This is a genomic window from Pseudomonas haemolytica (assembly GCF_009659625.1).
In the GTDB taxonomy this organism is placed as follows: domain Bacteria; phylum Pseudomonadota; class Gammaproteobacteria; order Pseudomonadales; family Pseudomonadaceae; genus Aquipseudomonas; species Aquipseudomonas haemolytica.
Map to the genome: position 1 here is coordinate 408,726 of NZ_VOIW01000002.1, position 23,353 is coordinate 432,078.

Annotated in this window: 20 protein-coding genes; 2 read left to right on the top strand and 18 right to left on the bottom strand. The window is 63.6% G+C overall.

What is annotated here, in order from left to right; all coding sequences use genetic code 11:
- Positions 1–30: 30 nt before the first annotated feature.
- Both FRT59_RS08035 and FRT59_RS08040 read left to right on the top strand, forming a co-directional pair.
- On the top strand, positions 31–2,541 hold the full coding sequence (locus tag FRT59_RS08035) for a fimbria/pilus outer membrane usher protein (protein WP_153870884.1): 2,511 nt from the start codon (positions 31–33) through the stop codon (positions 2,539–2,541).
- Positions 2,542–2,601: 60 nt separating this feature from the next.
- Positions 2,602–3,438, top strand: coding sequence for a 5'-nucleotidase, lipoprotein e(P4) family (locus FRT59_RS08040; protein WP_153870885.1), 837 nt, complete (start codon positions 2,602–2,604; stop codon positions 3,436–3,438).
- Between the two features lie 355 nt (positions 3,439–3,793).
- Here the strand turns inward: FRT59_RS08040 and FRT59_RS08045 are convergent, their stop codons facing one another.
- The 18 genes from FRT59_RS08045 to gspE all read right to left on the bottom strand — a co-directional run bounded on the left by FRT59_RS08045 (position 3,794) and on the right by gspE (position 23,286).
- Positions 3,794–5,950, bottom strand: a complete 2,157-nt coding sequence (locus FRT59_RS08045) for a phosphocholine-specific phospholipase C (RefSeq protein ID WP_153870886.1) — start codon at positions 5,948–5,950, stop codon at positions 3,794–3,796.
- A 159-nt stretch (positions 5,951–6,109) separates the two neighbouring features.
- Entirely contained in the window at positions 6,110–6,532 is a 423-nt protein-coding gene (locus tag FRT59_RS08050) for a RidA family protein (protein WP_153870887.1), read from the bottom strand.
- A gap of 11 nt (positions 6,533–6,543) precedes the next feature.
- Positions 6,544–8,127 carry a flavin monoamine oxidase family protein gene (locus FRT59_RS08055; protein WP_153870888.1) on the bottom strand — a complete coding sequence of 528 codons (1,584 nt, stop codon included), beginning with the start codon at positions 8,125–8,127 and terminating at the stop codon, positions 6,544–6,546.
- A 12-nt stretch (positions 8,128–8,139) separates the two neighbouring features.
- On the bottom strand, positions 8,140–9,063 hold the full coding sequence (locus FRT59_RS08060) for an ABC transporter substrate-binding protein (RefSeq protein ID WP_153870889.1): 924 nt from the start codon (positions 9,061–9,063) through the stop codon (positions 8,140–8,142).
- Positions 9,064–9,081: 18 nt separating this feature from the next.
- The gene (locus FRT59_RS08065) at positions 9,082–9,855 is read right to left on the bottom strand and encodes an amino acid ABC transporter ATP-binding protein (protein ID WP_034120531.1); all 774 of its coding nucleotides are present in this window, start codon (positions 9,853–9,855) and stop codon (positions 9,082–9,084) included.
- Entirely contained in the window at positions 9,848–10,819 is a 972-nt protein-coding gene (locus FRT59_RS08070; RefSeq protein ID WP_153870890.1) for an amino acid ABC transporter permease, read from the bottom strand. The genes FRT59_RS08065 and FRT59_RS08070 overlap by 8 nt, the downstream gene beginning before the upstream one ends.
- A gap of 19 nt (positions 10,820–10,838) precedes the next feature.
- Positions 10,839–13,232: a TonB-dependent receptor plug domain-containing protein gene (locus tag FRT59_RS08075; RefSeq protein WP_153870891.1), complete on the bottom strand. Its 2,394-nt coding sequence runs from the start codon at positions 13,230–13,232 to the stop codon at positions 10,839–10,841.
- A gap of 472 nt (positions 13,233–13,704) precedes the next feature.
- Positions 13,705–15,831, bottom strand: a complete 2,127-nt coding sequence (gene gspD, locus FRT59_RS08080; RefSeq protein ID WP_153870892.1) for a type II secretion system secretin GspD — start codon at positions 15,829–15,831, stop codon at positions 13,705–13,707.
- A 5-nt stretch (positions 15,832–15,836) separates the two neighbouring features.
- Entirely contained in the window at positions 15,837–16,337 is a 501-nt protein-coding gene (locus tag FRT59_RS08085) for a general secretion pathway protein GspN (protein WP_153870893.1), read from the bottom strand.
- The gene (gene gspM / locus FRT59_RS08090) at positions 16,334–16,936 is read right to left on the bottom strand and encodes a type II secretion system protein GspM (RefSeq protein WP_153870894.1); all 603 of its coding nucleotides are present in this window, start codon (positions 16,934–16,936) and stop codon (positions 16,334–16,336) included. The genes FRT59_RS08085 and gspM overlap by 4 nt, the downstream gene beginning before the upstream one ends.
- Positions 16,911–17,903: a PilN domain-containing protein gene (locus FRT59_RS08095; protein ID WP_153870895.1), complete on the bottom strand. Its 993-nt coding sequence runs from the start codon at positions 17,901–17,903 to the stop codon at positions 16,911–16,913. Before FRT59_RS08095 ends, gspM begins: the two co-directional genes overlap by 26 nt.
- Positions 17,900–18,601 (bottom strand): hypothetical protein, encoded by a 702-nt coding sequence (locus tag FRT59_RS08100; protein WP_034120537.1) that lies wholly within the window; start codon positions 18,599–18,601, stop codon positions 17,900–17,902. The genes FRT59_RS08095 and FRT59_RS08100 overlap by 4 nt, the downstream gene beginning before the upstream one ends.
- On the bottom strand, positions 18,598–19,206 hold the full coding sequence (locus FRT59_RS08105) for a prepilin-type N-terminal cleavage/methylation domain-containing protein (RefSeq protein ID WP_198809616.1): 609 nt from the start codon (positions 19,204–19,206) through the stop codon (positions 18,598–18,600). Before FRT59_RS08105 ends, FRT59_RS08100 begins: the two co-directional genes overlap by 4 nt.
- Complete coding sequence (locus FRT59_RS08110) at positions 19,203–19,535, bottom strand: type II secretion system protein (protein ID WP_153870897.1); 333 nt, start codon at positions 19,533–19,535, stop codon at positions 19,203–19,205. Before FRT59_RS08110 ends, FRT59_RS08105 begins: the two co-directional genes overlap by 4 nt.
- Positions 19,532–19,957, bottom strand: a complete 426-nt coding sequence (locus tag FRT59_RS08115) for a GspH/FimT family pseudopilin (RefSeq protein WP_198809617.1) — start codon at positions 19,955–19,957, stop codon at positions 19,532–19,534. The genes FRT59_RS08110 and FRT59_RS08115 overlap by 4 nt, the downstream gene beginning before the upstream one ends.
- Before the next feature lie 7 nt (positions 19,958–19,964).
- Positions 19,965–20,375: a type II secretion system major pseudopilin GspG gene (gene gspG, locus FRT59_RS08120; protein WP_152612369.1), complete on the bottom strand. Its 411-nt coding sequence runs from the start codon at positions 20,373–20,375 to the stop codon at positions 19,965–19,967.
- Positions 20,376–20,395: 20 nt separating this feature from the next.
- The gene (gene gspF, locus FRT59_RS08125; protein ID WP_198809618.1) at positions 20,396–21,592 is read right to left on the bottom strand and encodes a type II secretion system inner membrane protein GspF; all 1,197 of its coding nucleotides are present in this window, start codon (positions 21,590–21,592) and stop codon (positions 20,396–20,398) included.
- On the bottom strand, positions 21,589–23,286 hold the full coding sequence (gene gspE, locus FRT59_RS08130) for a type II secretion system ATPase GspE (protein WP_153870898.1): 1,698 nt from the start codon (positions 23,284–23,286) through the stop codon (positions 21,589–21,591). Before gspE ends, gspF begins: the two co-directional genes overlap by 4 nt.
- Between the last annotated feature and the right edge of the window lie 67 nt (positions 23,287–23,353).

A 23,353-nucleotide genomic window follows, 5' to 3' on the forward strand; every position in this document is an offset into this window, starting at 1 on the left:
CCGTCAATCAGGGATGTCATAGGTCTTCGCATGTCTTTTCTTTCCAGCAACAGGCCCGCACGTGGCGCACTGAAGTTGAAGACGCTGTCGCTGGCGATTGCCGCGAGCCTGCCCGGCCTGGCCATGGCCGATGACGCTGCGCAAACCTTCAACACCACCTTCCTGCAAGGCTCGCAGTCACCGGTAGACTTGCAGCAATTGCTCTCGGCCAACAGCGTGCTGCCGGGCAATTACCGCGTCGACCTGTACAGCAACGAAGTGCTGGTGGGCCGGCGCGATATCGACTTCAAGCGCAACCTGAAAAACGGCCGTGTCGAAGCCTGCCTGACCCTCGACCTGCTCAAGCAATTGGGTATCGACCTGCACCGTTTGCAGGCCGAGGGCAAACTCGACCCACAGCAACCGCAGGACTGCTACGCCCTTGCCGATATGATCGAAGACGCCAGCGTGCGCTACGACAGCAGCCGCCTGCGCCTGCTCGCGAGTATCCCGCAGGTGGCCATGCAGCGTGGCTTGCGCGGGTATGTCGACCCACAGTTGTGGGACGACGGTGTATCCGCTGCATTCATCAACTATCAGCTCAACAGCAGCCGCACCGCCGGCGGCTACAAGACCCGCATTGCCAATAACCTGGGCCTGCGCAATGGCATCAACCTGGGTGCCTGGCGCCTGCGCAACGAGTCGAACCTGAGCGGCGGCACCGATCGCTCGAACACTTTCACCAGCAACCGCACCTACCTGCAGCATGACGTCACCGCGATCAAGGGCCAGTTCAGCGCCGGTGAGATTTTCTCCGACACCGACCTGTTCGACAGCGTGCGCTATCGCGGGGTCAAGCTGGCGTCTGATGATGGCATGCGCGCCGACAGCGAGCGCGGCTACGCGCCGGTGATCCGCGGCGTGGCGCAGACCAACGCGACGGTGGAAATCCGCCAGAACGACTATATCCTCTACACCGCCAACGTCGCGCCGGGGCCGTTCGAGATCAACGACATCTACCCCAGCGGCTCCAACGGTGACCTGCAAATCACCGTGATCGAAGCCGACGGCACGCGGCGGGTGACGATGCAGGCATTCTCCAGCCTGCCGATCATGGTGCGCGAAGGCCAAGTGAAATACAGCCTCTCGGCGGGCACGTTCAACAGCAATGCCGATGGCCTGGCAACTCCGCGCTTTCTCAGCGGTACGCTGGCCTATGGCCTGACCAGCAATCTCAGTGGGATTGTCGGCCTGCAAGCCAGTGAGGACTACAGCGCGCTGTCGATCGGCGCTGGCCGGAACACGGCGTTCGGTGCGTTCTCGCTGGATACCACTCATTCGTCCAGCAAGGCCCAGGGGCGAACCTCCCAGGGCAGCAGCGTGCGCGCCTTGTACGCCAAGACCTTCGCCGGCACCGATACCAACTTCACCCTCGCCGCCTACCGCTACTCCACCGAGGGCTATCGCACCCTCACCGACCATGTGGAAGACAGCAGCGAGGACGTGCGCGTGCGCACCGGACACTCCAAAACCCGCACCGACCTGACCATCAACCAGAGCATCGGGCGCAACAGCGAATTCGGCAGCCTGTATGTGAACGCCAGCGACCAACGCTACTGGAATCGCGGCGGTTCCCAGAGCTTTTCCGCCGGCTACACCGGCAACTGGGGCGACCTGAGCTACAACTTGGGCGTGACGCGCACCAAACAGATCGTCACCTGGGGTGAGCCGAGCAGCGACACGCAGTTGAACCTGTCGGTGTCTTTCCCGCTGGGCAGCCAGGCCCGTGCGCCACGGGCGTTTGTCACCACCAGCCACCAACGTGGCGACACCACCACCCAAGCGGGCATCAATGGCTACGTGGCCGACACCAGCGACACCTTCTATTCGGTGCAGGCCGGCCACAGCGACACCAGCGGCGACTCAGGCTCGGTGAACATCAACAGCCGCACCGCCGTGGCCGATGTCAGCCTCGGCTACAGCCAGGGCCAGGGCTACAACTCACAGAACTTCAACCTCGCCGGCTCCGTGGTGGCTCACGCCGGAGGCGTCAACCTGGGGCAGACCGTCAGCGAAACCTTCGCCCTGGCTGAAGTGCCAGGCGTCGCCGGGGCCAAAATCAGCAGCTACAGTGGCGTGGAAACCGGCTACAACGGCTATGCGGTGGTGCCCACTGCGCAACCCTACCGGGTCAACTGGATCAGCCTGGACACTCGCGATCTGGGTGGCGACGTGGAAATCACCAACGCGACCCAACAACTGGTGCCGCGCCGTGGTGCCATCGTGGTGGCGCACTACAGCGGTACCACCGGGCGGCGTGTGTTGTTTGAATTGTTTGATGCCCAGCACAAGCCACTGTCGTTTGGCGCCTCACTGGAAGACGCCAATGGCAAGCAGTTGGCAATTGCCGATCCAAATGGCAATGCCCTGGCGCTGGTGGAAGAGGATCAGGGCACGTTGGTTATCAAGTGGGGTGAGCAGCGTTGCAGCGCGAGCTATGCGTTGCCACCGCAGAACAAGGCGCTGAACTATGAGCGCCAGGCACTGGTGTGTACGCCTTGATTGTATGGGCGATTAAGCTACTGTGCTGACCACGCGCCCACCCTCTGCGAGACTTGCCCCATGCGTAACCTGTTCTTCGCCAGTGCCTGCCTGCTGACCATCGCACTGGCCGGCTGTCAGCAAACACCACCGGCCAACGACCAACTCGATGCCGTGCTCTGGACCCAGACCTCCATCGAGCACGAACTGATCTACCGCCAGCTTTTCGCCAACGCCACCCGCCAACTCGATGTGGCCCTGGCCGACCCGAGCTGGGACGCTCTGCCCTTCGCCCCGCGCAACCTGGCCGGCCTGCCCCCGGCGGTGGTGGTGGACATCGACGAGACTCTGCTGGATAACGTGCCCCTCAACGCCCGCGACATTATCAATAACCAGGTCTATTCCTATGACCGCTGGAACACCTGGGTCGAGCAGGCCAAGGCCCAGGCCCTGCCCGGCGCGGTAGCCTTCCTGCAGGCCGCCGAGCAAAAAGGCATCACGGTGTATTACCTCACCAACCGCGAACACAGCCAGGTCGCGGCCACCGTCGCCAACCTGCGCCTGCGCGGTTTCCCGGTGGCGAGCAGCGAGCAAGTGCTCGCCGCCAGCACGCCCATCGGCCACTGCGAAAGCGCCGGGTACGGCAAAAACTGCCGCCGCCAGTGGGTCGCCAGCCACGCCCGTGTGCTGTTGATGGCCGGTGACTCCCTGGGGGATTTCGTGCAGGCCGAACACAACACCCTCGCCGCCCAGCGCAAGGCGGTGGAGCACTATGTGAACTGGCTGGGGCAGCGCTGGTTTTTGCTGCCGAACCCGAGTTACGGCAACTGGTACAGCGCGCCGTATGGCGATGATGAAACGTTGCCGTTTGCGCAGAAGCGCAGGCTTAAGCAGCGGGCGTTGGTGTTGCAGGAATAGGGGGTCGGGGTAAACCTGTGGCGGACTGACACCGGGGGGGTTGACCGAGTACATATCCGTTATTTGGGTAACGCTGCTATTGGTTCCGCTCTTACAGCGGCTCACTTTTGGAAGGAGCAAGTCCAGTAGATACGCTGGCGGCGCTTCTGCTTTTCTGTGGGAGCGGGCTTGCCCGCGAAGAACCTGAGGGCGCCGCGTTCTTTCTGATTTCCCGCGTCATCGTTAACGACCTTCGCGAGCAAGCCCGCTCCCACATTTGATCTTCGCTGCTTTGAGCATTTCGTTCGCTTAACTGACTGGCATTAGGGCAAGCCCCCTCCCACATGGGTACTCGGTACCGCCAACCTAAAACGCTTCAGCCCTCACGCTTGCCCATCAACGGATCACTGATGCTATGCGCCCCGGTCTCAATCCGCCCCGCCACCCTGCGCACCCAGCCGTTGCCATCGCGCAGGGTGAAGTCGTACCAACCCCCGCTGGGCTGACGCGAGAACGTGCGTTGCTGGCTGCTGCCGCCGGCGATTTCCACCTGCCAAGGCCCTTGGTGGGTGTAAGGGCAGCGCCCAATCGTCACCGAAACCGGATGCTTGCTGGGGTTGATCAGGGTCAGTTGCAAGTTGTCATCCTGGTAGGCCAGCGACAACTCGGGTTCGCGGCGACGTTGCAACTCCCCCTTGAAAGAACGGTGGAAGCCGTTCGGACCCAGCAGCCAAAGGTCATAAGATTGGGAGAGCGGCCAGGTGTCGCTGAGATTCTTGCCGGCTTCCACGGTGTAGCGTCGCGGTATGTCTGCCAGGTGCTGGCGGTCGTAGACATGGAACACCGCGCCCTGCTCGCCATGGTTGAAGAAGTTCAGGGTCAGTGTGCCGCTGCGCCGATCCGCCGTACCGACCACGTTGAGTTGGTAAGGCAGCGCACGTGATGGCCGTGCCATCCGCGCCTGGTGGGGGGCCTGTTGCCGGCCAACCGGCGGCAACGCGACCTGGGCCAGTTGTTCCTGGCGCTGGCGCAGTTGGTCGGCGGCCTGGCGGCTGGTCTCGTGCAGGGGCGGCAAGGTTTCGTGGTTGGGGTTGACGAAGTTGAACGCCGACGTGAGGTCGCCACACACCGCCCGGCGCCAGGCGCTGATATTGGGTTCGCGCACCTGGAAACGCTTCTCCAGAAATTGCAGCACCGAGGTGTGATCGAAGGCCTGGGAATTGACCCAACCGCCACGGCTCCATGGCGACAGCACCAGCATCGGCACACGTGGGCCAGGCCCATACACGCCGCCATCAGGCCGGGGTTGCTGCGTTGAACCGGGAGGCGCCGGATGGGTGAAGAGTTCGCTGTCGAAGTTCACCGTGGATTTGCCAGCGAAACTGCCATCCAAGCGTTTCGACGGCGCCGAGGGTGAAGGCACATGGTCGAAGAACCCGTCGTTCTCATCGTAATTGACCAGTAGCACGGTCTTGCTCCAGACCTGCGGGTTTTCGGTCAAGGCCTTGAGAATCTCCTGGGTAAACCAACCGCCCTGCACCGGGCTGGACGGCCCGGGGTGCTCTGAATAGTTGGCCGGGGCAACCAGCCAGCTCACCTGGGGCAGGCGACCTTGGCTGATGTCCTGGCGAAAGCCCTGGATGATCGTTTCGAGGTCGCCACCGCTGACGGCCGGCAGCGTGTTGCCATTGCCCTTGTACAACGGCACGCGGGCGTTGAGTTGCTCGCTGTAGGGCACAAAGTTCTTGAAGTCCTGTGGCGGCTGCGCAGGGTTGCCGGCGGCCACACTGGCGGCACGGAACTGGCGAAACCCGGCCAGGGGGTTGTCGCCGAAATTGTCCGGCAAATACTGATAAACCTTCCAACTGACGCCCGCCTCTTCCAGGCGCTCGGGGTAGGTTTTCCAGGTATAGCCCACGCCCACCGGGCCAGGCCCGTCCCACTCATTGACTACGGCGGCGACATTGGCGCCGGTCGGGCCGTTGGTGCCGGTCCAATGGAACAGCCGGTTGGGGTTGGTGCCCGCGTGCACCGAACAGTGATAGGCATCACACAAGGTGAACGTGTTGGCCAGGGCGAACTGGAATGGCAACTCCTGCTCACGGTAGTAGCCCATCGACGTAGGCGTCTTGTAGGTCGGCCAGGCGTGCATGCGGCCGCTGTCCCAAGCGGCATGCTCGTCCACCCAGGAATGCGGCGTGCCATCGACGCGTTGCGCATTGCCGCGGGAACTGTCCAGGTGATACGGCAACACTCGGCGCTCCTTGCCCTGTTGCTCCCACACCTTGCGTTTGCCCGGCAGCGGAATGGTGAAGCGATCGCTGAAGCCACGTACACCCGGCAAGGTGCCGAAGTAGTGGTCGAACGCACGGTTTTCCTGCATCAGGATGACCACGTGCTCCACATCCATGATCGTACCGGTGCGGTTGTTGGCGGGGATCGCCAGGGCCTTGCGGATCGAGTCGGGTAGCAGGGCGTAGGCAGAGCCGATGGCAGCGGCCTGTAGCAGGGTTCTACGGGTGAGAGTCGGCATAACACTAGTCAATCCCTTGGGGTGTTTGAGACGAAAAACTCAGAACACGGTAGGGGCTTAAAGCGACAGGAAAGTGACACTCACTTCCTGGAGCTGGGCCAGCATGCCCTGATCCTATCAGGGACAGCTGGCTGGCAAGTCATTGATCAGCGCCTGCAATCACACCGCTCTGGCAGCGATGGCCTCGACCTCCACCAACGCCCCTGGCAACGGCAACGCCACCACTTGCAACGCTGTCCGCGCCGGCTTGCGCGGCTGCTCCGGCGTGCCGAAAAACTGGGTATAACCGCGCTGCAACCCGGCAAAATCCAACTTACCGTCGGTGTCTTCCGCTCCCACCAAAAAAACCCGCAACTGCACGATATCGCCCAGGTCCAGGTCGTGCTGGCGCAGGATCTGGCGCAGCTTGTTGAACACCGAAACGCTCTGTACTTCGGTGTCGCCATACACCCCGGGCACACTCGGGTCGGCGAGGTCCGGCAGTGTGCCGCTGACGAACACCAGGCTGGCGGAGGCCGGCACGGTGACGGTTTGCGAGATGGGGAAATCGCCGACGCTGGTGCGTTGGATGCTGTCGCTCATGGTGTTGCTCCTCAAGAAGCGGCCACGGCCGCGATCTGTCGTTGTTGGGTGACGCGGTCGGCCAGTTGCGCGACCACATGGCGCGCTGAGTTGGCGGCTGATTCCTGCCAGATCCCCACGCCGCTTTGCACCAGGCCGTCGCCGGCGAAGTACACGCGGCCATAGGGCCGTTCGAGCAAGGCGCTGGCCTCGGCCGGGAAGTGTTCGCGTTGCAGCCACGGGCCTTCGCTGTAGGGGATCTGTTCCCAGGACACCGCCAGCGGGTTGCGCAGCTGTCTGGAATAACCCGGGTGCAACAGCTCCACGGCGTGCTGGGAGGTGGCGTATTGCTTCTCGAACGGCTGCGCGCCAAACACGTCGGCGCCCTCCCCGGTCACGTAACCGGCCACCAGCACGCCTTCGCGGGTGTTGAGGTCGTTGCTCGGGTACCAGAGCAGGCGCGCCGGGTGTTCGATCCACGACAGGCCGCCGTAGGTGCGGTAATCGGTTTCCCAGAAACGCGGGGATTGCCACGCCACCTTGGTCGCCTGGTCGCTGCGGGTGCTGAGCAAGGCGGCCTTGACCGGGTCGCTGAAGTCGGTGTCGAGCCTGGCCAGCAAGGGCAGCGGCAAGGTCGAGACCAGGTAATCGGCGCGCACCACCTGTTCGCGGCCACTGTGCTGGTCGTGATAGGTGACTGCCACGCCGTCCTCCAACTGACGGATCTGGCGCACCTGGGCGCCCAATTGCACCTGCTCATGCACGCGCCGGTAGAAGGCGTCGGTGATGCGGTCCATGCCGCCCACCGGCTGGAACATGGTGGCCGAGAATTCCGGGAATTCGGTGTGCAGCAATGCGCCCCAGAGTTCCGGGTGCAGCAACCGCTCTAACCCCAGCGGGTTGCGGCGGGCGGGCAAGGCGCCAGGGTGGGCGGCGGATTCGAGGTGCCCCGAACGCAGGGTGCCTTCAAAGGCCAGCTCCTGAGACAGGTCGCCATACACCTGCAAGAAGCCCAGCAAGCGTGTGCGCTCTTCGCCACTCAGTACATCGTCGAGGGCGTCACGTTGCACCGCCTTGGCCAACAGCCCGGACAGATGCCCACGGGTGTCGTTGAGCGCCTGGCCGACGCTGAACGCCGGCTGGTTCAGGTCCGGCCGCACCTGGGCGCCATGGCTGCTGTTGACCAGCACTTCCAGGGGTACGCCCAGCTCACTGCAATAATCGAGGATCGTGCGGTGCTGGCTGGGAATGCGCGCCGGGCCGGCGTTGAAATACTGGCCCGGATCAAACCCCACGGTCTGAGAGCGACCATCCTTGTAGTCCACGCGGTCGCCGTTGCGCAGGGTCCAGGTGCGGCCACCCACGCGGTCACGCGCTTCGAGCACCTGCACATCGAAGCCGGCGCGACTCAGCTCCAGGGCAGTGACCAGCCCGGCAATCCCGGCGCCCAGCACCAGCACGCTAGTGCCCTGCCCCAGGCCGTCCTTGAGTTTCAACGGTTGCGGCCGGCGGTGTGACGATGGGCCCAAACCCAAGACCGCCAATGCGTCCTTGACCGCCTTTTCACCGCCGACCGCGGCAATGCTCGACAGCGCTTCACGTCGTGTCAGTCCCATGTCCAATCCTCCTTAATCCGGCAGCCCTGGCGGGTTGATCAGCGACTGGTCGACCCGCTCCACATCCAGGCCCCAGCGCTGCAACACCTGCTCGTATTGCCCGCCGGCAATCGCGCCTTCCAGGGCGGTGTGGATCGGCTTGACCAGGCCGTTGTCCTTGCGTGTGGTGACGGCGATATCCGCCTGCAACGGCCACCCACCGTTGACGGTGCCGACGCGCTTGATGCCGCCGGTGATCGCCGCCGAATAGGCGTACACCGAGTTAGGCCCGAACAGCGCGTCACTGCGCCCGGACTGCACCGCCAGTTGCGCGGCGGCCTGGTCATCGAAGTACTGCAACAGTGCAGGCTTGAGGCCGGCTTTTTCATTGGTCTCGTTCCAGGCCAGCAGGACCTTTTCCTGGTTGGTGCCCGAGCCGACAATGATCTTCAGCCCGGCGATGTCCGCCGCCTGCTTGATCGCGTTGATCTTGCTGGTGCTCTTCACATAAAAGCCGAGCACATCCTGGCGGTAGGTGGCGAAGTCAAAACGCTTCTTGCGCGCCTCGGTCACGGTAACGTTGCTGATCACCGCATCGTATTTGCCCGAGCTGACGCCCAGGGGCCAGTCTTCCCAACTGGTTTGCACCACGTTGAGTTGCAAGCCGAGGCTGTCGGCCACCAGTTGCGCGGTGTCGGCTTCGCTGCCGATGGTGGTTTTGTCGTCACTGGCCAGCAGTGCCAAAGGCGGGCCGGCCACGCCAGACACGGCCACGGTGAACTTGCCCGGCTGGGCGAACTTGAACCCCGGTGGGATCTGCGCGATGGCCGCTTCATTACGCGGCACATGGATGCGCGGGCGGTCGGGGCTGAGGTCGACCTGTTGCACGGCGAAGGCGTGTTGCGCAGTGCCGATGGCAAGCGCCAGCAAGGCCACGCGGGCGGTATGGATGAACATGGGCAGTCACTCCTTGAACTAAAGCACCTTGCCGAGAAAGGCTACGGTGCGGGGATGTCGGGGTTGGCGGAAAATCTGTTCAGGCGGGCCTTCTTCGATCAGTTGGCCGTCGCAGAGAAACACCACGTGGTCGGCCACCTCGCGGGCGAAGCCGATCTCATGGGTGACAATCACCAGGGTCACGCCCAGTTGGGTCAGGCCCTTGATCACGTCCAGCACCTCGCCCACCAGCTCCGGGTCGAGGGCCGAGGTGGGCTCGTCGAACAGCAGCACCTTGGGGTCCAGCGCCAGAGCCCGGGCGATGGCGACGCGTTGTTGCTGGCCGCCGGAGAGCTGGCGCGGGTAGGCGTCGGCCTTGTCCGCCAGGCCAACCTTGGCCAGCAACTCGGCGGCCTTGAAGTGGGCTTGGGCTTTGCTCCAGCGCTTGTGGGCCAGCGGCGCTTCGGCGATGTTTTCCCAGGCCGTGAGGTGCGGGAACAGGTTGAAGTTCTGGAACACAAAGCCCACGTCAATGCGGCGCTTGAGGATCTCGCGCTCCTTGAGCTCAAACAGCAGGTCACCTTTGCGCCGATAGCCGACGTATTCGCCGTCGATGGTGATATGCCCGCTGTCGATCTTTTCCAGGTGGTTGATGGTGCGCAGCAAGGTGGACTTGCCCGAGCCGGACGGCCCGAGGATCACCGTGACCTTGCCGGGGTCGATGGTCAGGTCGATGTTATCGAGCACCTGCTGGTTGCCAAAGCGCTTGCCCACGCCCTGGATCTGGATGCGCCCGGCGCGTGCTTCAGCCATGGGCCTTCTCCTTGACCCAATGGCGCAAGCGCTGCAACGGCGTGGGCGGCAACACACGGGCGGTGCCGCGAGCGAAGTGGCGTTCGACGTAGTACTGGGCGCTGGTGAGCACGGTGGTGATGATCAGGTACCAGACAGTGGCAACGATCAGCAGCGGGATCACCGCCTGGGTGCGGTTGTAGATGACCTGTACGGTGTAGAACAGCTCGGGCAAGGCCAGCACATAGACAATGGACGTGCCTTTGACCAGGCCGATGATCTCGTTGAACCCCGAGGGCAAAATCGAACGCAGTGCCTGGGGCAGGATGATGCGAAAGATGCGTCGCGACGCCGGTAATCCCAGGGCCGCCGCCGCTTCATGTTGGCCGGCATCCACACCGATTAGGCCGCCACGAATGATCTCTGCCGCGTAGGCCGCCTGCATCAGGCTCAAGCCCAGGACTGCCACGGTGAACTGGCTGAGCACGTCTACCGTGGACCACTCGGCGAACACCAGGTCGGTGAACGGCACGCCCAGCACGATATGGTCGTACAGGTAGGCAAAGTTGTAGAGAATGATCAACACCAGCAGCGCCGGCATCGAGCGGAAAAACCAGATATAGCCCCAGGCCAATGCCGCCAGCAACGGCGAACCCGACAGCCGCGCCAGGGCCAGCGCCGTGCCCAGGAGGATGCTGAACACCGTGCTCAGCAACGTCAGCAACAGCGTCTGCCCCAGGCCGCGCAGCACCGAGGGCGAGAAGAACCACTGGCCGAACACGCCCCACTCCCAGCGCGGGTTGGTGGCCAGGGAATGCGCGATGGCGAGCAGCACCAGCGCGGCGAAGATTGATCCGGCCCAGCGCCAGGGGTGCCGGGCCGGCACGACCTGGAGAGCCTTGATGGGCGTGGAGACGCGGCGCTGACGAACCGGTTGGGCGGCGACCTCATCGAGCAGGTCGTAGGGTTTGGCGACAGTGGGCATGTGCTATTCCTCGCAGGCCTTAGAAGGCGTAAGTCAGCCGGGTGTAGTAGTACCCGCCGGTAAAACCGTAGGGCGAATAAGTGCCGTAGCTGGCGACCATGGTGCTGCTCGGCACCCCTTGTTTCTTGGGGTACTGGTCGAACAGGTTCTTGGCGCCGATGGCGATGTTCAGGTCTTTGGTGAGGTTGTAGCCAAGGTCGAGGTCGGTGATCCAGCGGGCGTTGTAGACCCGGTCCAGGTCACGATTGGCCGATGAATTCACTTCTTTGTAGGAGCCGTAGCGGGTCAGGGCCAGGTTGAGGTTGAAGCGCTCGATGCTCCAGTCGCCGCCGAGGATCAGCTTGGTATTGGGTTGCACGCCGGTGATCAGGTTGCGGGCCTGGCGGTCCATCAGCTCGTAGGAGGTGCCGAGGATATTTGTGGACTGCTTGTAGTTGAGGATCTTGGTCTGGTTCCAGTTGAACGCAGCGGTCCATTTCAGGGCGCCGAACTGGCCCAGGTCCTGGTTGTAGCTGCTGACCAGGTCCAGGCCCTTGGTGCGGGTGTCGGCGCCGTTGATAAAGTACTGGCCGCCGGAGGTGGAGTTGATGCCGTTGTCTTGCAGCACCTGGGTAACTTGCGGGCCGAGCAAGGTACCGGTCAGGGTGATGCGGTCACGCAGGTTGATCACATAGGCATCGGCAGTGAAGCTGAGGCGGTCGGTGGGCGTCAGGGTGAAACCGAGGCTGAAGTTGGTGGAACGCTCGGGTTTCAATTCTTCGGCACCCAACGCCTTGGCCGCCGCCGAGCCCACCGGCAGCACGCCGTAGTTGATCGACTGGTACACGCCGTCCACCACGCCATAGGTGGTGGAGCGTGCACTGAACAAACTGTTGGCCAGGGACGGCGCACGAAAGCCATTGCTCACCGTGGCACGCACCGCGAATTGGGGCGTGAAGTCGTAGCGGGTGGTCAGCTTGCCGCTGCGGGTGGCGCCCACGCCTTGGTTGTAATGCTCATAGCGCAGGGCAGTACCGACGTACCAGTCCGGCAAGGGATTGAAGCCCACATCCACATAACCGGCCAGGCTGTTGCGCGAGGCGCTGCTTTCTTCTTCCGGGGAAATGCCGTTGGTGACCTGGGCCCCGGACGACGCACAGTTACCCGGCGCCACGCAGTAACCGCCGTTGGCATAGGAGCCGTAATCACCGGCTTGCACCTCATAGGTGTCGTGCCGATGCTCGAAGCCATAGGACAGGTCCAAGGGTTTTTGCAGGCCGATATCAAAGCCACGCTTGAAGTCCAGGTTGGTGGTCAGCTCGGTTGATATCCATGTGCCGGAGGTAAAGCTATTCGGCGTGGCCTCACCCAGGGACGGGTTCTGGTTGTGGGTGGTGCCCTGCTCCGCTTCGTTGCGCCCGTAGGTGGTGGACAGGTCCCAGTCCCACTCGCCCACGGTGCCCTTGACACCGAGCGCTGCCTGGAAATCGTCCTCGTCGATGTACCAGGTCGGGGTGTACCCGGCCGGGTAGCCGTTGGGCCCGGTGGTGATGGTGTTGGTGATGGTGGGCAGGCGGAAGTTCTGCCCTTGCTCGGCCTTGCGTCGTGAATACGTCGTGAAGGAGTACAGGCTGAAACTGTCGTCAATCGGCAGCTCGGCGTTGTAGCCCAGGGTCAACAGGTTGGTCTTGGGCGTGCCGTAGCCGCCGTAGGTGGACTTGCCCGCCAGGCCGTACGCCTGTTCATAGCTGTAGCCGTTGGCACTGGCCTTGTTGTCGTCGTTCTGGCTGCGCGCATCCAGGGCCAGTTGCACGATGCCGCCGTTCCCGATCTCGAAGCCCTTGTTGAGGCTTTGTTGCACAGTCTGCTTCTTGCCGTCATAGCCAAGGCCGGCATTAGTCACCGAAGTGCCGCTGGTGTCGGCCTTGAGGATCACGTTGATCACCCCGGCGATGGCGTCGGACCCGTACTGGGCAGCGGCGCCATCGCGCAGGACTTCGACATGGTCGATGGCGCTGATGGGGATCAGGTCCAGGTCGGCCGGCGCCGCGCCGGTGTTGATACCGTTGATATTCAGGGTGGCGCTGGTATGGCGGCGCTTGCCGTTGACCAGCACCAGCACCTCGGCGGCGCTCAAGCCGCGCAGGTTCGGCGCCCGGGCGATGCCACTGGCGTCCCAGCCGGTTTTTTCCGGCAGGGTCAGCGACGGGATCACCGCACTCAACGCCTCCATCAACCCGGGTTTGCCAGTGCTTTGCAATTGCTTGGCGCTGACCACATCAATCGGTACCGGGCTGCTGGTGACCGTGCGCTGCTCGGCGCCACGGTTGCCGGTGACCACGACGGTGGACAAGGTGCTGTCGTCTTGGGCCTGTACCGCTGCGGCGAGCAGGGACAGTGTCAGGGCGGCGGTGGGTTGCAGAACTTGCTTCATATCCATTCCCAGCTTTTTCCAAATCGCGAAGTCGGGCAGGCACGCTGCTTGGTGCGGCGTGGCCGGTGTTCAAGGGGCGATGCGCTGTGGGCTAGGTGTGGGGCAAGCGAGGAAGTTGAAGTGGCAACATACGTTGAGCTCCCGTCCAACGATTCTGCTGCGGGGAATGATTACCCGGTCAGGCGCGCAGAATCTGAATCACGCTGGGTACCATCCGAGGTCAGGGGTAGGCTGTTGAGTTCAAACATAACGGAATGAATTTCAAAAATATAATGCTGTTTTGGCATAAGCTAATATTCACTACTTTTATTATTTATAAATATTTTTATTCGTAAAGGTAATGTTTTTTCCATCAATAGCAGAGAGATTGGGGCCTGGGAAGGTTGTTTCGATGATCGGTTTCTGGCTGCACTAGATAAAAATGTGGGAGGGGGCTTGCCCCCCTCCCACAGTGGTAAGCGGTGCGGCCAGTTTATTGAGCGGGCCGCAACAACTGCATCTGGTGGCGATAATCATCCGTCACCTGCCGCGCCTGGCTGCTGCTGGTAATCACCCTGGGCGTAATCAACACAATCAGCTCCGTACGGTCCTTGGACTTGCTGGTATTGCCAAACAACCACCGCAACCCCGGAACCTTCCCCAGGTAAGGCACGGCGCTGACGCTCTCAGCGTTGTCCTGCTTGATCAACCCACCGAGCAACACCGTCTGCCCACTCTGCACCGCCACCTGGGTCGACACCGAGCGCGTGGAAATCCGCGGGTTCACCGGTGTGTCGCTATTGCCCACCTGGCTCTCGGCATCACTGACCTGCTGCTGGATATCCATGTACACCAAACCGCCTGGATTGATGCGCGGCACCACATCCAGAATCACCCCGGTCTGCACATATTCGACGCTGCTCAGGGTGGTGTCGGCGTCCCCCGTGTTGACGGTGGTCTGGCTGATGGGAATGTTGTCGCCCACCTGGATCTGCGCCGGCTGGTTATTCATCACCACCAGCGACGGCGCCGACAGCACCTGGGTGCGACCGTTGGTTTCCAGGGCGTGCAGGGCCACTTGCAGGTTGGCGCTGACGAAGGAATAGAACAACGAATCCGCCGCTCCCAGCCCTGCCCCGCCACCGCCTAATGCACCTTGGCTGCCGGAGGCATTGGCGACTGTGGTGCTGGTGGAATTGCCGGCCAGACGGCCGAGATACCACTGCACGCCAAGGTCCAGTTCACCCGTGAGCTTGACCTCGAGGATGCGGGTCTCGATCTGCACTTGCAGCGGTGGGTTGTCGAGGCGTTTGATCGCCGCTTCGATCTCTTTCCATTGCGCCGGGCGGGTGCGCACCAGCAGTTGGTTGCTGCTCTTTTGCGCGGTGATGCGGGTGCCCGCTTCAAGGTCGCTGGCGGGGCGCGACTGAGTGTTTTCGATGCTCGCCGATTCGGGCTCTTCGGGTACGGGCGCTGGAGCGTTGGCCTGTAGACCTGCGCGGGTGGACGAGGACAAGGTGGTGGTACGTAACCCCGGCGCAACCTTGGCGGGCGTGTCGTCCTTGATCGCGCCATTACCGTAGATCTGCCGCAGGTATTTGGCTAAATCGGCGGCCTTCATATTGCGCACGTCGTACACATACATCTGCGGTTCGTTGCCGCCGCCCTCGTCGATAGTGCGAATCCAGTCGCCCACTTCGTTGAGGTACTGGGGCTGGGAAGATATCGCCACCACCGAGTTGGTGCGCTCGACCGGCAAGAAGCGCAGCATGCCCGCCAGGGGCGTGCCGCTGTCGGCGCCGAACATGGCTTGCAGCTCGGGCATCAGCTCGGCCACCGAGGCGCGTTGCAGGCCGAATACCGCCACCGACATGCCTTTGAGCCAGTCCACATCGAAGGTATCGATGGTGTCCTGGTAGTTGGCCAGTTCTTCCGAGGTACCGGCCAGGCTCAGTACATTACGCGCCGGGTCAACCAACAAAAAGGCGTTCTCGCGGGCGAACGGCTTGAGCAGTTTCTGCATCTCGGTGGCGGAGATATAACGCAGCGGGAACAGCCGCGCCGAGAGACCGCTGGACGGTGGCGCCACGCGCATCTGCGGTACCAGCTTGCCCGCCACTGCCTGGTTGGCCGGCAGAACTACGTAGCGGTTGCCCTGCTTGATCATGGCATTGTCAGTCCAGGACAGCAGGGTCTCGAGAATCGACAGTGCCTGCTGTTTGTCTACCGGTTTGGAGGTGGAGAAGCTGACATTGCCCTTCACGCCCTCGGCGATGCTGTAGTTCTCGTGCAGCAGGTCGCCCATTACGCTGTTGATCACCGCCTCGATGGGCTGGTCGGCGAAGTTGAACACAATGTCACCGCCCTGCTCCGGCACTTTCACCGGCGCGGTGGGCTGGCGCACAAAGCCTTGATTGCCGCGAATCAACTGGCGCTGGGGCGGTGCCGGGGTCGCCGGCTGCGGGCTTTCGGCCACGGGAGCCGGGGTTGGCGGGCGTTGCGAGCCAGTGCCCTGCAGGGCTTCGTGCAGCAGGTCGGCGTCCGGGTCGAGGGTGTCGGGCAAAGATCCACAGCCGCCCAATGAGACGGCAGTGGCCAGGCAAAACAGCGAAGTGCGCATATCGATCAAGGGAGGGGCTCGCGGGGATGGGAGATCAGGGGTAACCGCTTGCCGTAGAGGCTCAGGGTCTGGGTGCGCCCGTCCAGGGCGAAACGGGCGTATTGCGGGGTCAGGTGTTCCAGGCGCCAGCCGTTGGGCAGGGCCTGGCCCAGGCGCACGTTCAAGGGTGGGCCGCCGGCTTGTTTGAGCATGGCCATTTGCAGGTTGCCGGTGATCATGATGCCGCTGAGGGTCAGGTTGGCCAGGCTCGCTACTTGGGTCTTGCCCACGACGCGATCAGGGCGCCGATCAGGGCTGAACAGCGGTACCTGCCAGGTGCTGGCGAGGTCCTGCAACGCCAGCGTAGGCGCGGCCCGCACGTTGACGGAGGGCGGCGCATGCGCAGGCGCTTCGGGCAACCACCGGGGTGCATCACCGATACTGCTGAGGATCACCGCCATCAACAACCCCAATAACCCGGCCAAGCCGAGCAGGCCCCATTCCAAAGGACGCAGTGGGCCGGTCATGGCGCCACCCGCGCCGGTTGCAGGTAGCCACGCACCAGCAGTTGCACCGCCAGTTTGCCCGCCCCGCCATTGGCCGGCGCCTGTTTGCTGCGGCGAATGCGCAGCTCATCGACAAACAGAAACGGTGGCTGATATTCCAGCGCATGCAGGATCGCGGTCAGCGGTTCGATGGCGCAGTTGAGCGTGAGGCTGACCTTGACCTGGCGATAGGGCTCGCTGTCGTCCTGTTCGGTGGTGATGGGCTTGCGCTGGGTCAGGTTGCAGCCGCCGCCGAGGTTGGCGTGGCTGTTGATCAGGTCGGCGAGGCGCTGCATCAGGTCGGCGGCGACGACGTCCGGATCATCGCCAGGCAACAGGCTGGCGCTGCTGGCCGGGTCTTGCCGTGCCAGCTCAAGCTGCCCGCGCAGCGCATCGCCCTCGCGCACTACGCTGGCGTAGCGTTGCTGTTGCTCACGTAACTGTTCGGCCTGTTCGCCCATGGCCCGCAGCGGCCCGGCGAACCAGCTGTCGATCAACAGCCAGTAGGCCGCGCCGAGCACCACGGCGAGCACCAACAAGGCCGCACCGCGACGTTCACGGGGTGTGAGGGGTCGGCGCATCGGCGGCCTCCTGGCGTAAGCGGGCACGCAAGGCAAACTGATCCTTGCCGGTGCGTGCGTCGGGTTGGATCACCCCCTCGAACTGGGCGTTGTCCAGACGGTGGCAGCCTTTGATGCGGGTGATCAAGCCACTGGCCTTGGCGCTTTGACCGGAGAAAGTCACCTCGCGCGCCTTGACGTCCAATTGGTCGAGCCAGGTGTCGGCAGGCAGGCAGGAGGTCAAGTCATTCAGCAGTGCGGCCAGGGGCGGTTGCGCCAGTTTGCGCTGGGTGAGGTACTGCGCCGCGCCACGGGTATTGAGCAGTTGCTGGCGCAGGGCGTGCACCTGGGCGACCTCGGCTTTTTGCTGCTGCACGGTGGCATGCATGGCGTCGAGTACGCGCTGGCGGTCGTTGAGCCACAGCAGCATCGCCGCGATCAGCAAAGCGCCACACAACCACGGCAGGCTGCGCTGCAGGTGCTTTCCGGCTGGACGTTGGCGCGGGCGTAACGGCGCGGGCAGCAGGTCGATGCCCAGGCCCGCCACATCCACGCGGTGGGGATGCACGCCAAGGGCGGCGCAGTCGCTGAGAATCGGGTCCAGGCGCTCGCGCAGGATCGCTACCAGCGTCACCTCAAGGTGACTGGATGTGCGCCGCTCCTGGCGGGCCACAAAGTACAGTTGCTCGGCGTCGAATGGGGTGTAGCGGTCCAGTTCGTAGCCGACCACCTCCGTGAGGTTACGCGCGGCAGCCAAGGGCAGTTGTAAGCTTTGCTGCAGCACCGCGTCGGGGGCGAGCATCAGCACCTGGCGCGCGCTGCCCGGGACCACCGGCGCCGTCAGTGGCCAATGATGGACCTGCTCAGGCGGCTCTTGAAGAGCCAGCCAACTGGGCACACAGCCGCGCAGTTCCGACAGCCACAGGCGCCAGCCTTGCTGCAACAGACTGCCGCGCCAATGCCGGGCGATAGGTTCGAGTCGATTCATTCTTGCCACCGCACGACCCGATAGGGCTGTGCGCTGTCCTCCGCGGGGCTCAATAAGACGGTGAGTTGCAGGCGCGCCTGAGAGCCGCCGGGGCGCTCGGCGCGGCTGTCGATTTCCAGTACCTGGCCGGGGTCGGCGCCCTCGGCGTTGTGGCGCGGCAGGTTCAATGCCTTGCGCATCAAGGGGCTGGCGAATGCCGGATCGGGTCGATCGAGGTCGCTCCACAAGGTGATTTCCGGCAACAGTCGACTGTAGAGCGCCTGGGTCATACCGGGGAGTTGACGCACCTCTTCGAGCACCCGAAACGGCGCCAGGCCCTGGTGACGCCGGGCCTCGAGCGCCTTGACCAGTTGCTGGGCCTGAGCAGGTGTAGCGCCGCAGGCCAGGGCCAGACGCAGCAGGTCATCCGTGTCGGCGTTGACCAGGTACAGTTTGCCGCGCTCACTGCGCAGGCGGACCTGCAACCGGGCGTCATCGAAGGTCAGTGCGATAGCGCGCCCGTCCGCCACCCAATGCCGATCAGCCATGACTTGGGCGATGCCAGCCTCGGCAGCCAAAAGCGTCTGGGTGTGCTGGCGGTGCCACAGTGCCTGGCGACTTTCCAACTGCACCCAACCGGCCAAGCCGCCGAGCAACACGCTGAGCAAGGCCAGCACCCACAGCACCAGCAACAACGCCGCCCCGCGTTGGCGCTTCATTGTTCAAGACTCGCGCTGGACAGGTTCAGGCGCAGGGCAATCACCTGGGTAACCCACGGCAGCGGCCCGTTAACGCTGGCGTCGATGCGTACCGCTGCGGGCAACCGCTTGGGCCAGGGCCACACGCTCAACCAGCCGGTGGGCTGGCCCAATGGTGATACGCCGCGATAACTGAATTGCAGCGCCTCGACGTTGTGCAACAGCACCTGCGGCTGATCACGCAGGGCGTTGGTGTGGGACTCCAGCTGCGAGAACGCTACCTGTAAATCCTGCTCGACCCGTTGCAGGGTAAAGCGCTGGATCCCACCGCCGAGCACACCGGGCAAGGTCGCCACAAACTGCAAGCGCTCAGCCTTACCGATAAAAAAACCCTCGGCCTGGCTGTCGCCCTCAGTGATATCCAACGGCAGCGCCTCGCTGATTGCGTTGCGCAAAAACTGGTGGGCGGCGCGGGTTTCATCCAGGCTGACGGTGTAGCGCTGCGCCTTGAATACCGCCCGATTGGCTCCCAGCAACGCACCGCCCACCAACAGCAACAACACCGAGAGCAAACTGAGCACCACAAGGATTTCCAGCAAGGTAAAGCCCTGCTCGCGGCGCGTCACAGGCGTGCCTTCAAGGTGCTGAAGCGTGCCTGGTGCGAACCTTCGCGAAGGCTCAGGTCGAGGCGAAACAGCTGGCGTTGCTGCCGGGTGCTGGTCAGTTGCCAATGGATGCCATCGAGTTCACCTTGGCGGGTGCCTTCGGTCAGCGGGCCGGCGGCTTCCTGGTCCAGCACCGTGAGCGCCGCATGGGTGAGCCGGTCGCTGCGGGCCACTTGCGACAACGAGCGCGCACTCTGGCCAAAGGCAACCAGCAACACGCTGCTGCACACCGCCATCAACGTCAGCGCGGCGAGCATTTCCAGCAAGGTGAAGCCGGCCTGGTGCTTCATGGCAGCGCCTTGGACTGCACGCTGCCCGTGAGCCAGCCAATGTCGATACGCCAACGTCGCGTGCCGTTGGCCAGCAGCAGGTTACCGCCGGTAGAACTGCCATCGGGGTAGAACACCACGGCGGTGCCAGCCTGTTCGGCGCCGTGCAACGTCACCTGCAACTGGGCTGGCCAATGTTGCGACGCACGCCCTGGCGCCTGGAACCTCAGGTCCTGAAGGTCAAACTCGGTGCGCGCCGCCTGGCCGCTGATGATCGCGCCCGCCCGAGTGGTGCGCAGCGCCTCGACCATCTGCCCGACCACCCGACGTTCCTGGGCCACCTGCAGCCCCTGGCGCACACCGAATGCCAGCAACCCGGCCGCGATGCCGATCAATACCAGGACCACCAGCATCTCCAGCAGGGTAAAGCCGCGCTGGGCCACGGGCGGGTTATTCCCAGTTGCCCAAATCGGCACTGTAGCCCTCGCCGCCCGGTTGACCGTCCTGGCCGTAGAAGATCAGGTCGAAAGCGCCGTGCTCACCGGGGAAGCGATAGCCGAAGCCGTGGCCGAACGGGTCTTTCAACTCCGACGGCTTGGCATAGGGGCCAGCCCAACTGGAGGCATTGGCCGGCTTGTCCAGCAGCTGTTGCAGGGTGTTGGGCGGCGCGCCCACATCCAGGGCGTAGCTGTCGATCTTCATGCTCAAGCTCGCCAGTTGCGCCTTGCCCGCGCCGTATTTGCCTTTGTCCACATTGCCGCCGACCTGGCGCACCACAATGGTCGCGACGATGCCCAGCAGCACGATCACCGCAAGCATTTCCAGCAGGGTGAAGCCGCGTTGGCGGCGTCTGGTTCTCATCCGTTCAGCTCCTTTAATGTTCATATATGGCTGGTGAGGCTCATCAGCGGCAGCATGATCGCGAGCATGATCACGGCCACCAGCACGGCCATGACCACGGTCAGGGACGGCACCAGCGCAGCGAGCAGGCGGTCGATTGCGCGCTTGGCTTCGATGTCGAAGATGTCGGCAACCTTGAGCAGCATGCTGTGCAGTTCGCCGGCCTGTTCGCCGACTTCGATCATTTGCAGGGCCAGCTCCGGCAGCAGCGGCTGGCGGCCAAATGCATCGGCCAGGGTGCCGCCGCCTTTGACCCGTTGCGCCGCCAGCGCCACTTGCGCCTGCAGTGCACGGTTGCTGCAGACTTGCCGGGCGATAACCAGCGCGGGCAGCAACGCCACGCCATTGCTGAGCAAGGTGCCGAGGGTGCGGGTCAGGCGTGCGGCTTGCACCCGTTGCAGCAGCGGGCCGATCACGCGGATGCCCAGCAGGCGCCGGTCACAGCGCTCGCGGCGGCTGGGGTCGCGCAGGCGCGCTGCCAGGATCCATGCACTGATCGACAACCCGGCCAACAGCACCAGGCCATAGGCCTCCAGAAACTCGCCTAGCCCGAGGATCACTTGGGTGATCAGCGGAATCGGCACGCCCAGGTCCTGAAAAATCGGCACGAATTGCGGCACCACATAAGCCAGCAACAGCGCCAGCGAACCCAACACGCCGACCACCAGGAACGCCGGGTAGATCAGCGCGTTGATCACCTCGCCACGCAGTAACTGGCTGCGCTCCAAATAGTCGGTGAGTTGGCGCAAAGTAGCTTCCAGTGCCCCACCGGCTTCACCGGCGCGCACCATGCTCAGGTACAGCGGGGAAAACGTGCCGCCCTCCTCCTCCAACGCAGCCGACAGCGGCTTGCCGGCCTTGACGTGGTCGCGGATGCGCTCGATCAACGCCCGCACCTGGGGTTGGCCGGGCTGCTTGAGCAGCAGCCCCAGCGAGCGTTCAAGGGGCTGGCCGGCGCCGAGCAGCGTGGCCAGTTGCTGGGTGAAACTCACCAGTGCGGCGCCCTTCAACTGCCCGCGTGCTTTGCGCAACAAGGGGCTGCCCGCCGTTTCAATGTGCAGCAACAACCAACCACGCTTGTGCAAGGCGGCGACCGCGGCGGCCCGGTCAGTGGCTTGCAGCGTGCCGCTCTGGGCGACGCCCTGACTGTCCAGGGCGCGGAACTTGAACAGGCTCACGCGTCCTCTCCACGGGTCACGCGCAGCACTTCTTCCAGAGACGTGACACCTGCCAGCGCCTGGCGCAAACCGTCTTCATACAAGGTGCGCAAACCGGCGCGGCGGGCGGCCTGTTCAAGGGTGGCGGCATCGGCGTGGCGCATCAGCAGGCTGCGCAACTCGTCGTTCATTACCAGCAGTTCGGTGAGCGCGCTGCGCCCGTGGTAATCACCTCGGTAGAGCAGGATCGGGCGCTGCTCGGTCAGGCGATCCAGGCCATGCTCCTTGATCAATTGCGGCGATGCTTGGAACGCCACACGCGTGGCCGGGTCCAGGCGTCGCACCAGGCGCTGGGCGAGGATACCGCTGACGGTGGAGGCAATCAGGTAGCTTTCCACACCCATGTCGAGCAAGCGCGTGATGCTCGCCGCGGCGCTGTTGGTGTGCAGGGTTGAAAGGACCAAGTGGCCGGTGAGAGAGGACTGTACGGCGATGCGGCAGGTTTCCAGGTCGCGGATTTCGCCGATCATGATCACGTCCGGATCCTGACGCACGATGGCGCGCAGCACCCCGGCAAAGTCCAGGCCGATGGCCGGCTTGACCTGGATCTGGTTGATGCCTTCGAGCTGGTATTCCACCGGGTCTTCCACGGTGATGATCTTGCGTTCGCTGGTGTTGAGCCGCGACAAGGCAGTGTAGAGCGTGGTGGTTTTGCCTGAACCGGTGGGGCCGGTGACCAGCAGGATGCCGTGGGGCCGCTCGAGCAGGTCGAGGAATGCCGCCAGCCGCTGGCCGTCGAAGCCCAGGCTGGGAAAGTCGAACTGCACGGTTTGCCGGTCTAACAGGCGCATCACCACCGACTCGCCAAAACTGGTGGGCACCGTGGACACGCGCAAGTCCAACTCTTTGCCCTGAATGCGCAGCATGATGCGCCCGTCCTGCGGCAAGCGCCGTTCGGCAATGTCCAGGCGCGCCATGATCTTCACCCGCGAGATCACCGCCGCCGATGAACTGGCGGGCGGCGCTTCGGCGTCATGCAGCACGCCGTCGATGCGGTAGCGCACCTTGAGTTGGTTTTCGAAGGGTTCGATATGAATGTCCGAAGCGCGCTGTTCCACCGCGCGCTGCAGGACCAGGTTGACCAGGCGAATCACCGGCGCTTCGGACGCCATGTCCTTGAGGTGCTCGATATCCTCAAGGGCGCCGCCCTGCTCATCAAGGTTCTCGATCAAGGTGCCCATGGCGGAACGGCCCTGGCCGTAATAGCGCTCGATCAATGTATCGACTTCATTGCGCGGCCCGATGGCCAGCCACACCGGCACCTGACAGGCGTAGGCCAGGGCCTGGAACGGATACAACTGCGCCGGGTTGGCCGACAGCACGCGCAATCCACCCTCGTTCCAGCCGATGGGCACGACTTGGTAGTGACGCATAAAGCGTTCGGTCAAGACGGGCAATGGGTCGAGCAGCGGCGGCGCGGCGTCGGCCAGCAGCAACGGCGCGTCGAGCAAGTCAGCCCAGGCGCGAGCCAGTTCGACTTCGGGCACCAAGCCCAAGCGCGTCAGCAAACCCAGCAGGTCGCGAGGGTCATTGGACAGGCGTTGGGCGCGTTCAAGATCCAGGGTTTTCAGCCCGGCGTGCTGCATCAGCCACGCGCATACCTGATCGGTGTGCGGTATCTGCAGATGGCAGGCATCGATGGGCGTTGAAGACATAATTTGAAGTGTCTAGTTGCGAGAAAGTATGGCTATTTGGAACTATCGAACACTACTCATGCAGTGC

Bases quoted from the DNA above. Each gene is read 5' to 3' on its own strand.
- FRT59_RS08055 (WP_153870888.1), bottom strand. From the start codon at position 8,127: ATGGGACTGACACGACGTGAAGCGCTGTCGAGCATTGCCGCGGTCGGC.
- gspG (WP_152612369.1), bottom strand. From the start codon at position 20,375: ATGAGAACCAGACGCCGCCAACGCGGCTTCACCCTGCTGGAAATGCTT.
- FRT59_RS08100 (WP_034120537.1), bottom strand. From the start codon at position 18,601: ATGAAGCGCCAACGCGGGGCGGCGTTGTTGCTGGTGCTGTGGGTGCTG.
- gspM (WP_153870894.1), bottom strand. From the start codon at position 16,936: ATGCGCCGACCCCTCACACCCCGTGAACGTCGCGGTGCGGCCTTGTTG.
- FRT59_RS08110 (WP_153870897.1), bottom strand. From the start codon at position 19,535: ATGAAGCACCAGGCCGGCTTCACCTTGCTGGAAATGCTCGCCGCGCTG.
- FRT59_RS08050 (WP_153870887.1), bottom strand. From the start codon at position 6,532: ATGAGCGACAGCATCCAACGCACCAGCGTCGGCGATTTCCCCATCTCG.
- FRT59_RS08095 (WP_153870895.1), bottom strand. From the start codon at position 17,903: ATGAATCGACTCGAACCTATCGCCCGGCATTGGCGCGGCAGTCTGTTG.
- FRT59_RS08045 (WP_153870886.1), bottom strand. From the start codon at position 5,950: ATGCCGACTCTCACCCGTAGAACCCTGCTACAGGCCGCTGCCATCGGC.
- FRT59_RS08035 (WP_153870884.1), top strand. From the start codon at position 31: ATGTCTTTTCTTTCCAGCAACAGGCCCGCACGTGGCGCACTGAAGTTG.
- FRT59_RS08085 (WP_153870893.1), bottom strand. From the start codon at position 16,337: ATGACCGGCCCACTGCGTCCTTTGGAATGGGGCCTGCTCGGCTTGGCC.
- FRT59_RS08060 (WP_153870889.1), bottom strand. From the start codon at position 9,063: ATGTTCATCCATACCGCCCGCGTGGCCTTGCTGGCGCTTGCCATCGGC.
- FRT59_RS08065 (WP_034120531.1), bottom strand. From the start codon at position 9,855: ATGGCTGAAGCACGCGCCGGGCGCATCCAGATCCAGGGCGTGGGCAAG.
- gspD (WP_153870892.1), bottom strand. From the start codon at position 15,831: ATGCGCACTTCGCTGTTTTGCCTGGCCACTGCCGTCTCATTGGGCGGC.
- gspE (WP_153870898.1), bottom strand. From the start codon at position 23,286: ATGTCTTCAACGCCCATCGATGCCTGCCATCTGCAGATACCGCACACC.
- FRT59_RS08070 (WP_153870890.1), bottom strand. From the start codon at position 10,819: ATGCCCACTGTCGCCAAACCCTACGACCTGCTCGATGAGGTCGCCGCC.
- FRT59_RS08075 (WP_153870891.1), bottom strand. From the start codon at position 13,232: ATGAAGCAAGTTCTGCAACCCACCGCCGCCCTGACACTGTCCCTGCTC.
- FRT59_RS08040 (WP_153870885.1), top strand. From the start codon at position 2,602: ATGCGTAACCTGTTCTTCGCCAGTGCCTGCCTGCTGACCATCGCACTG.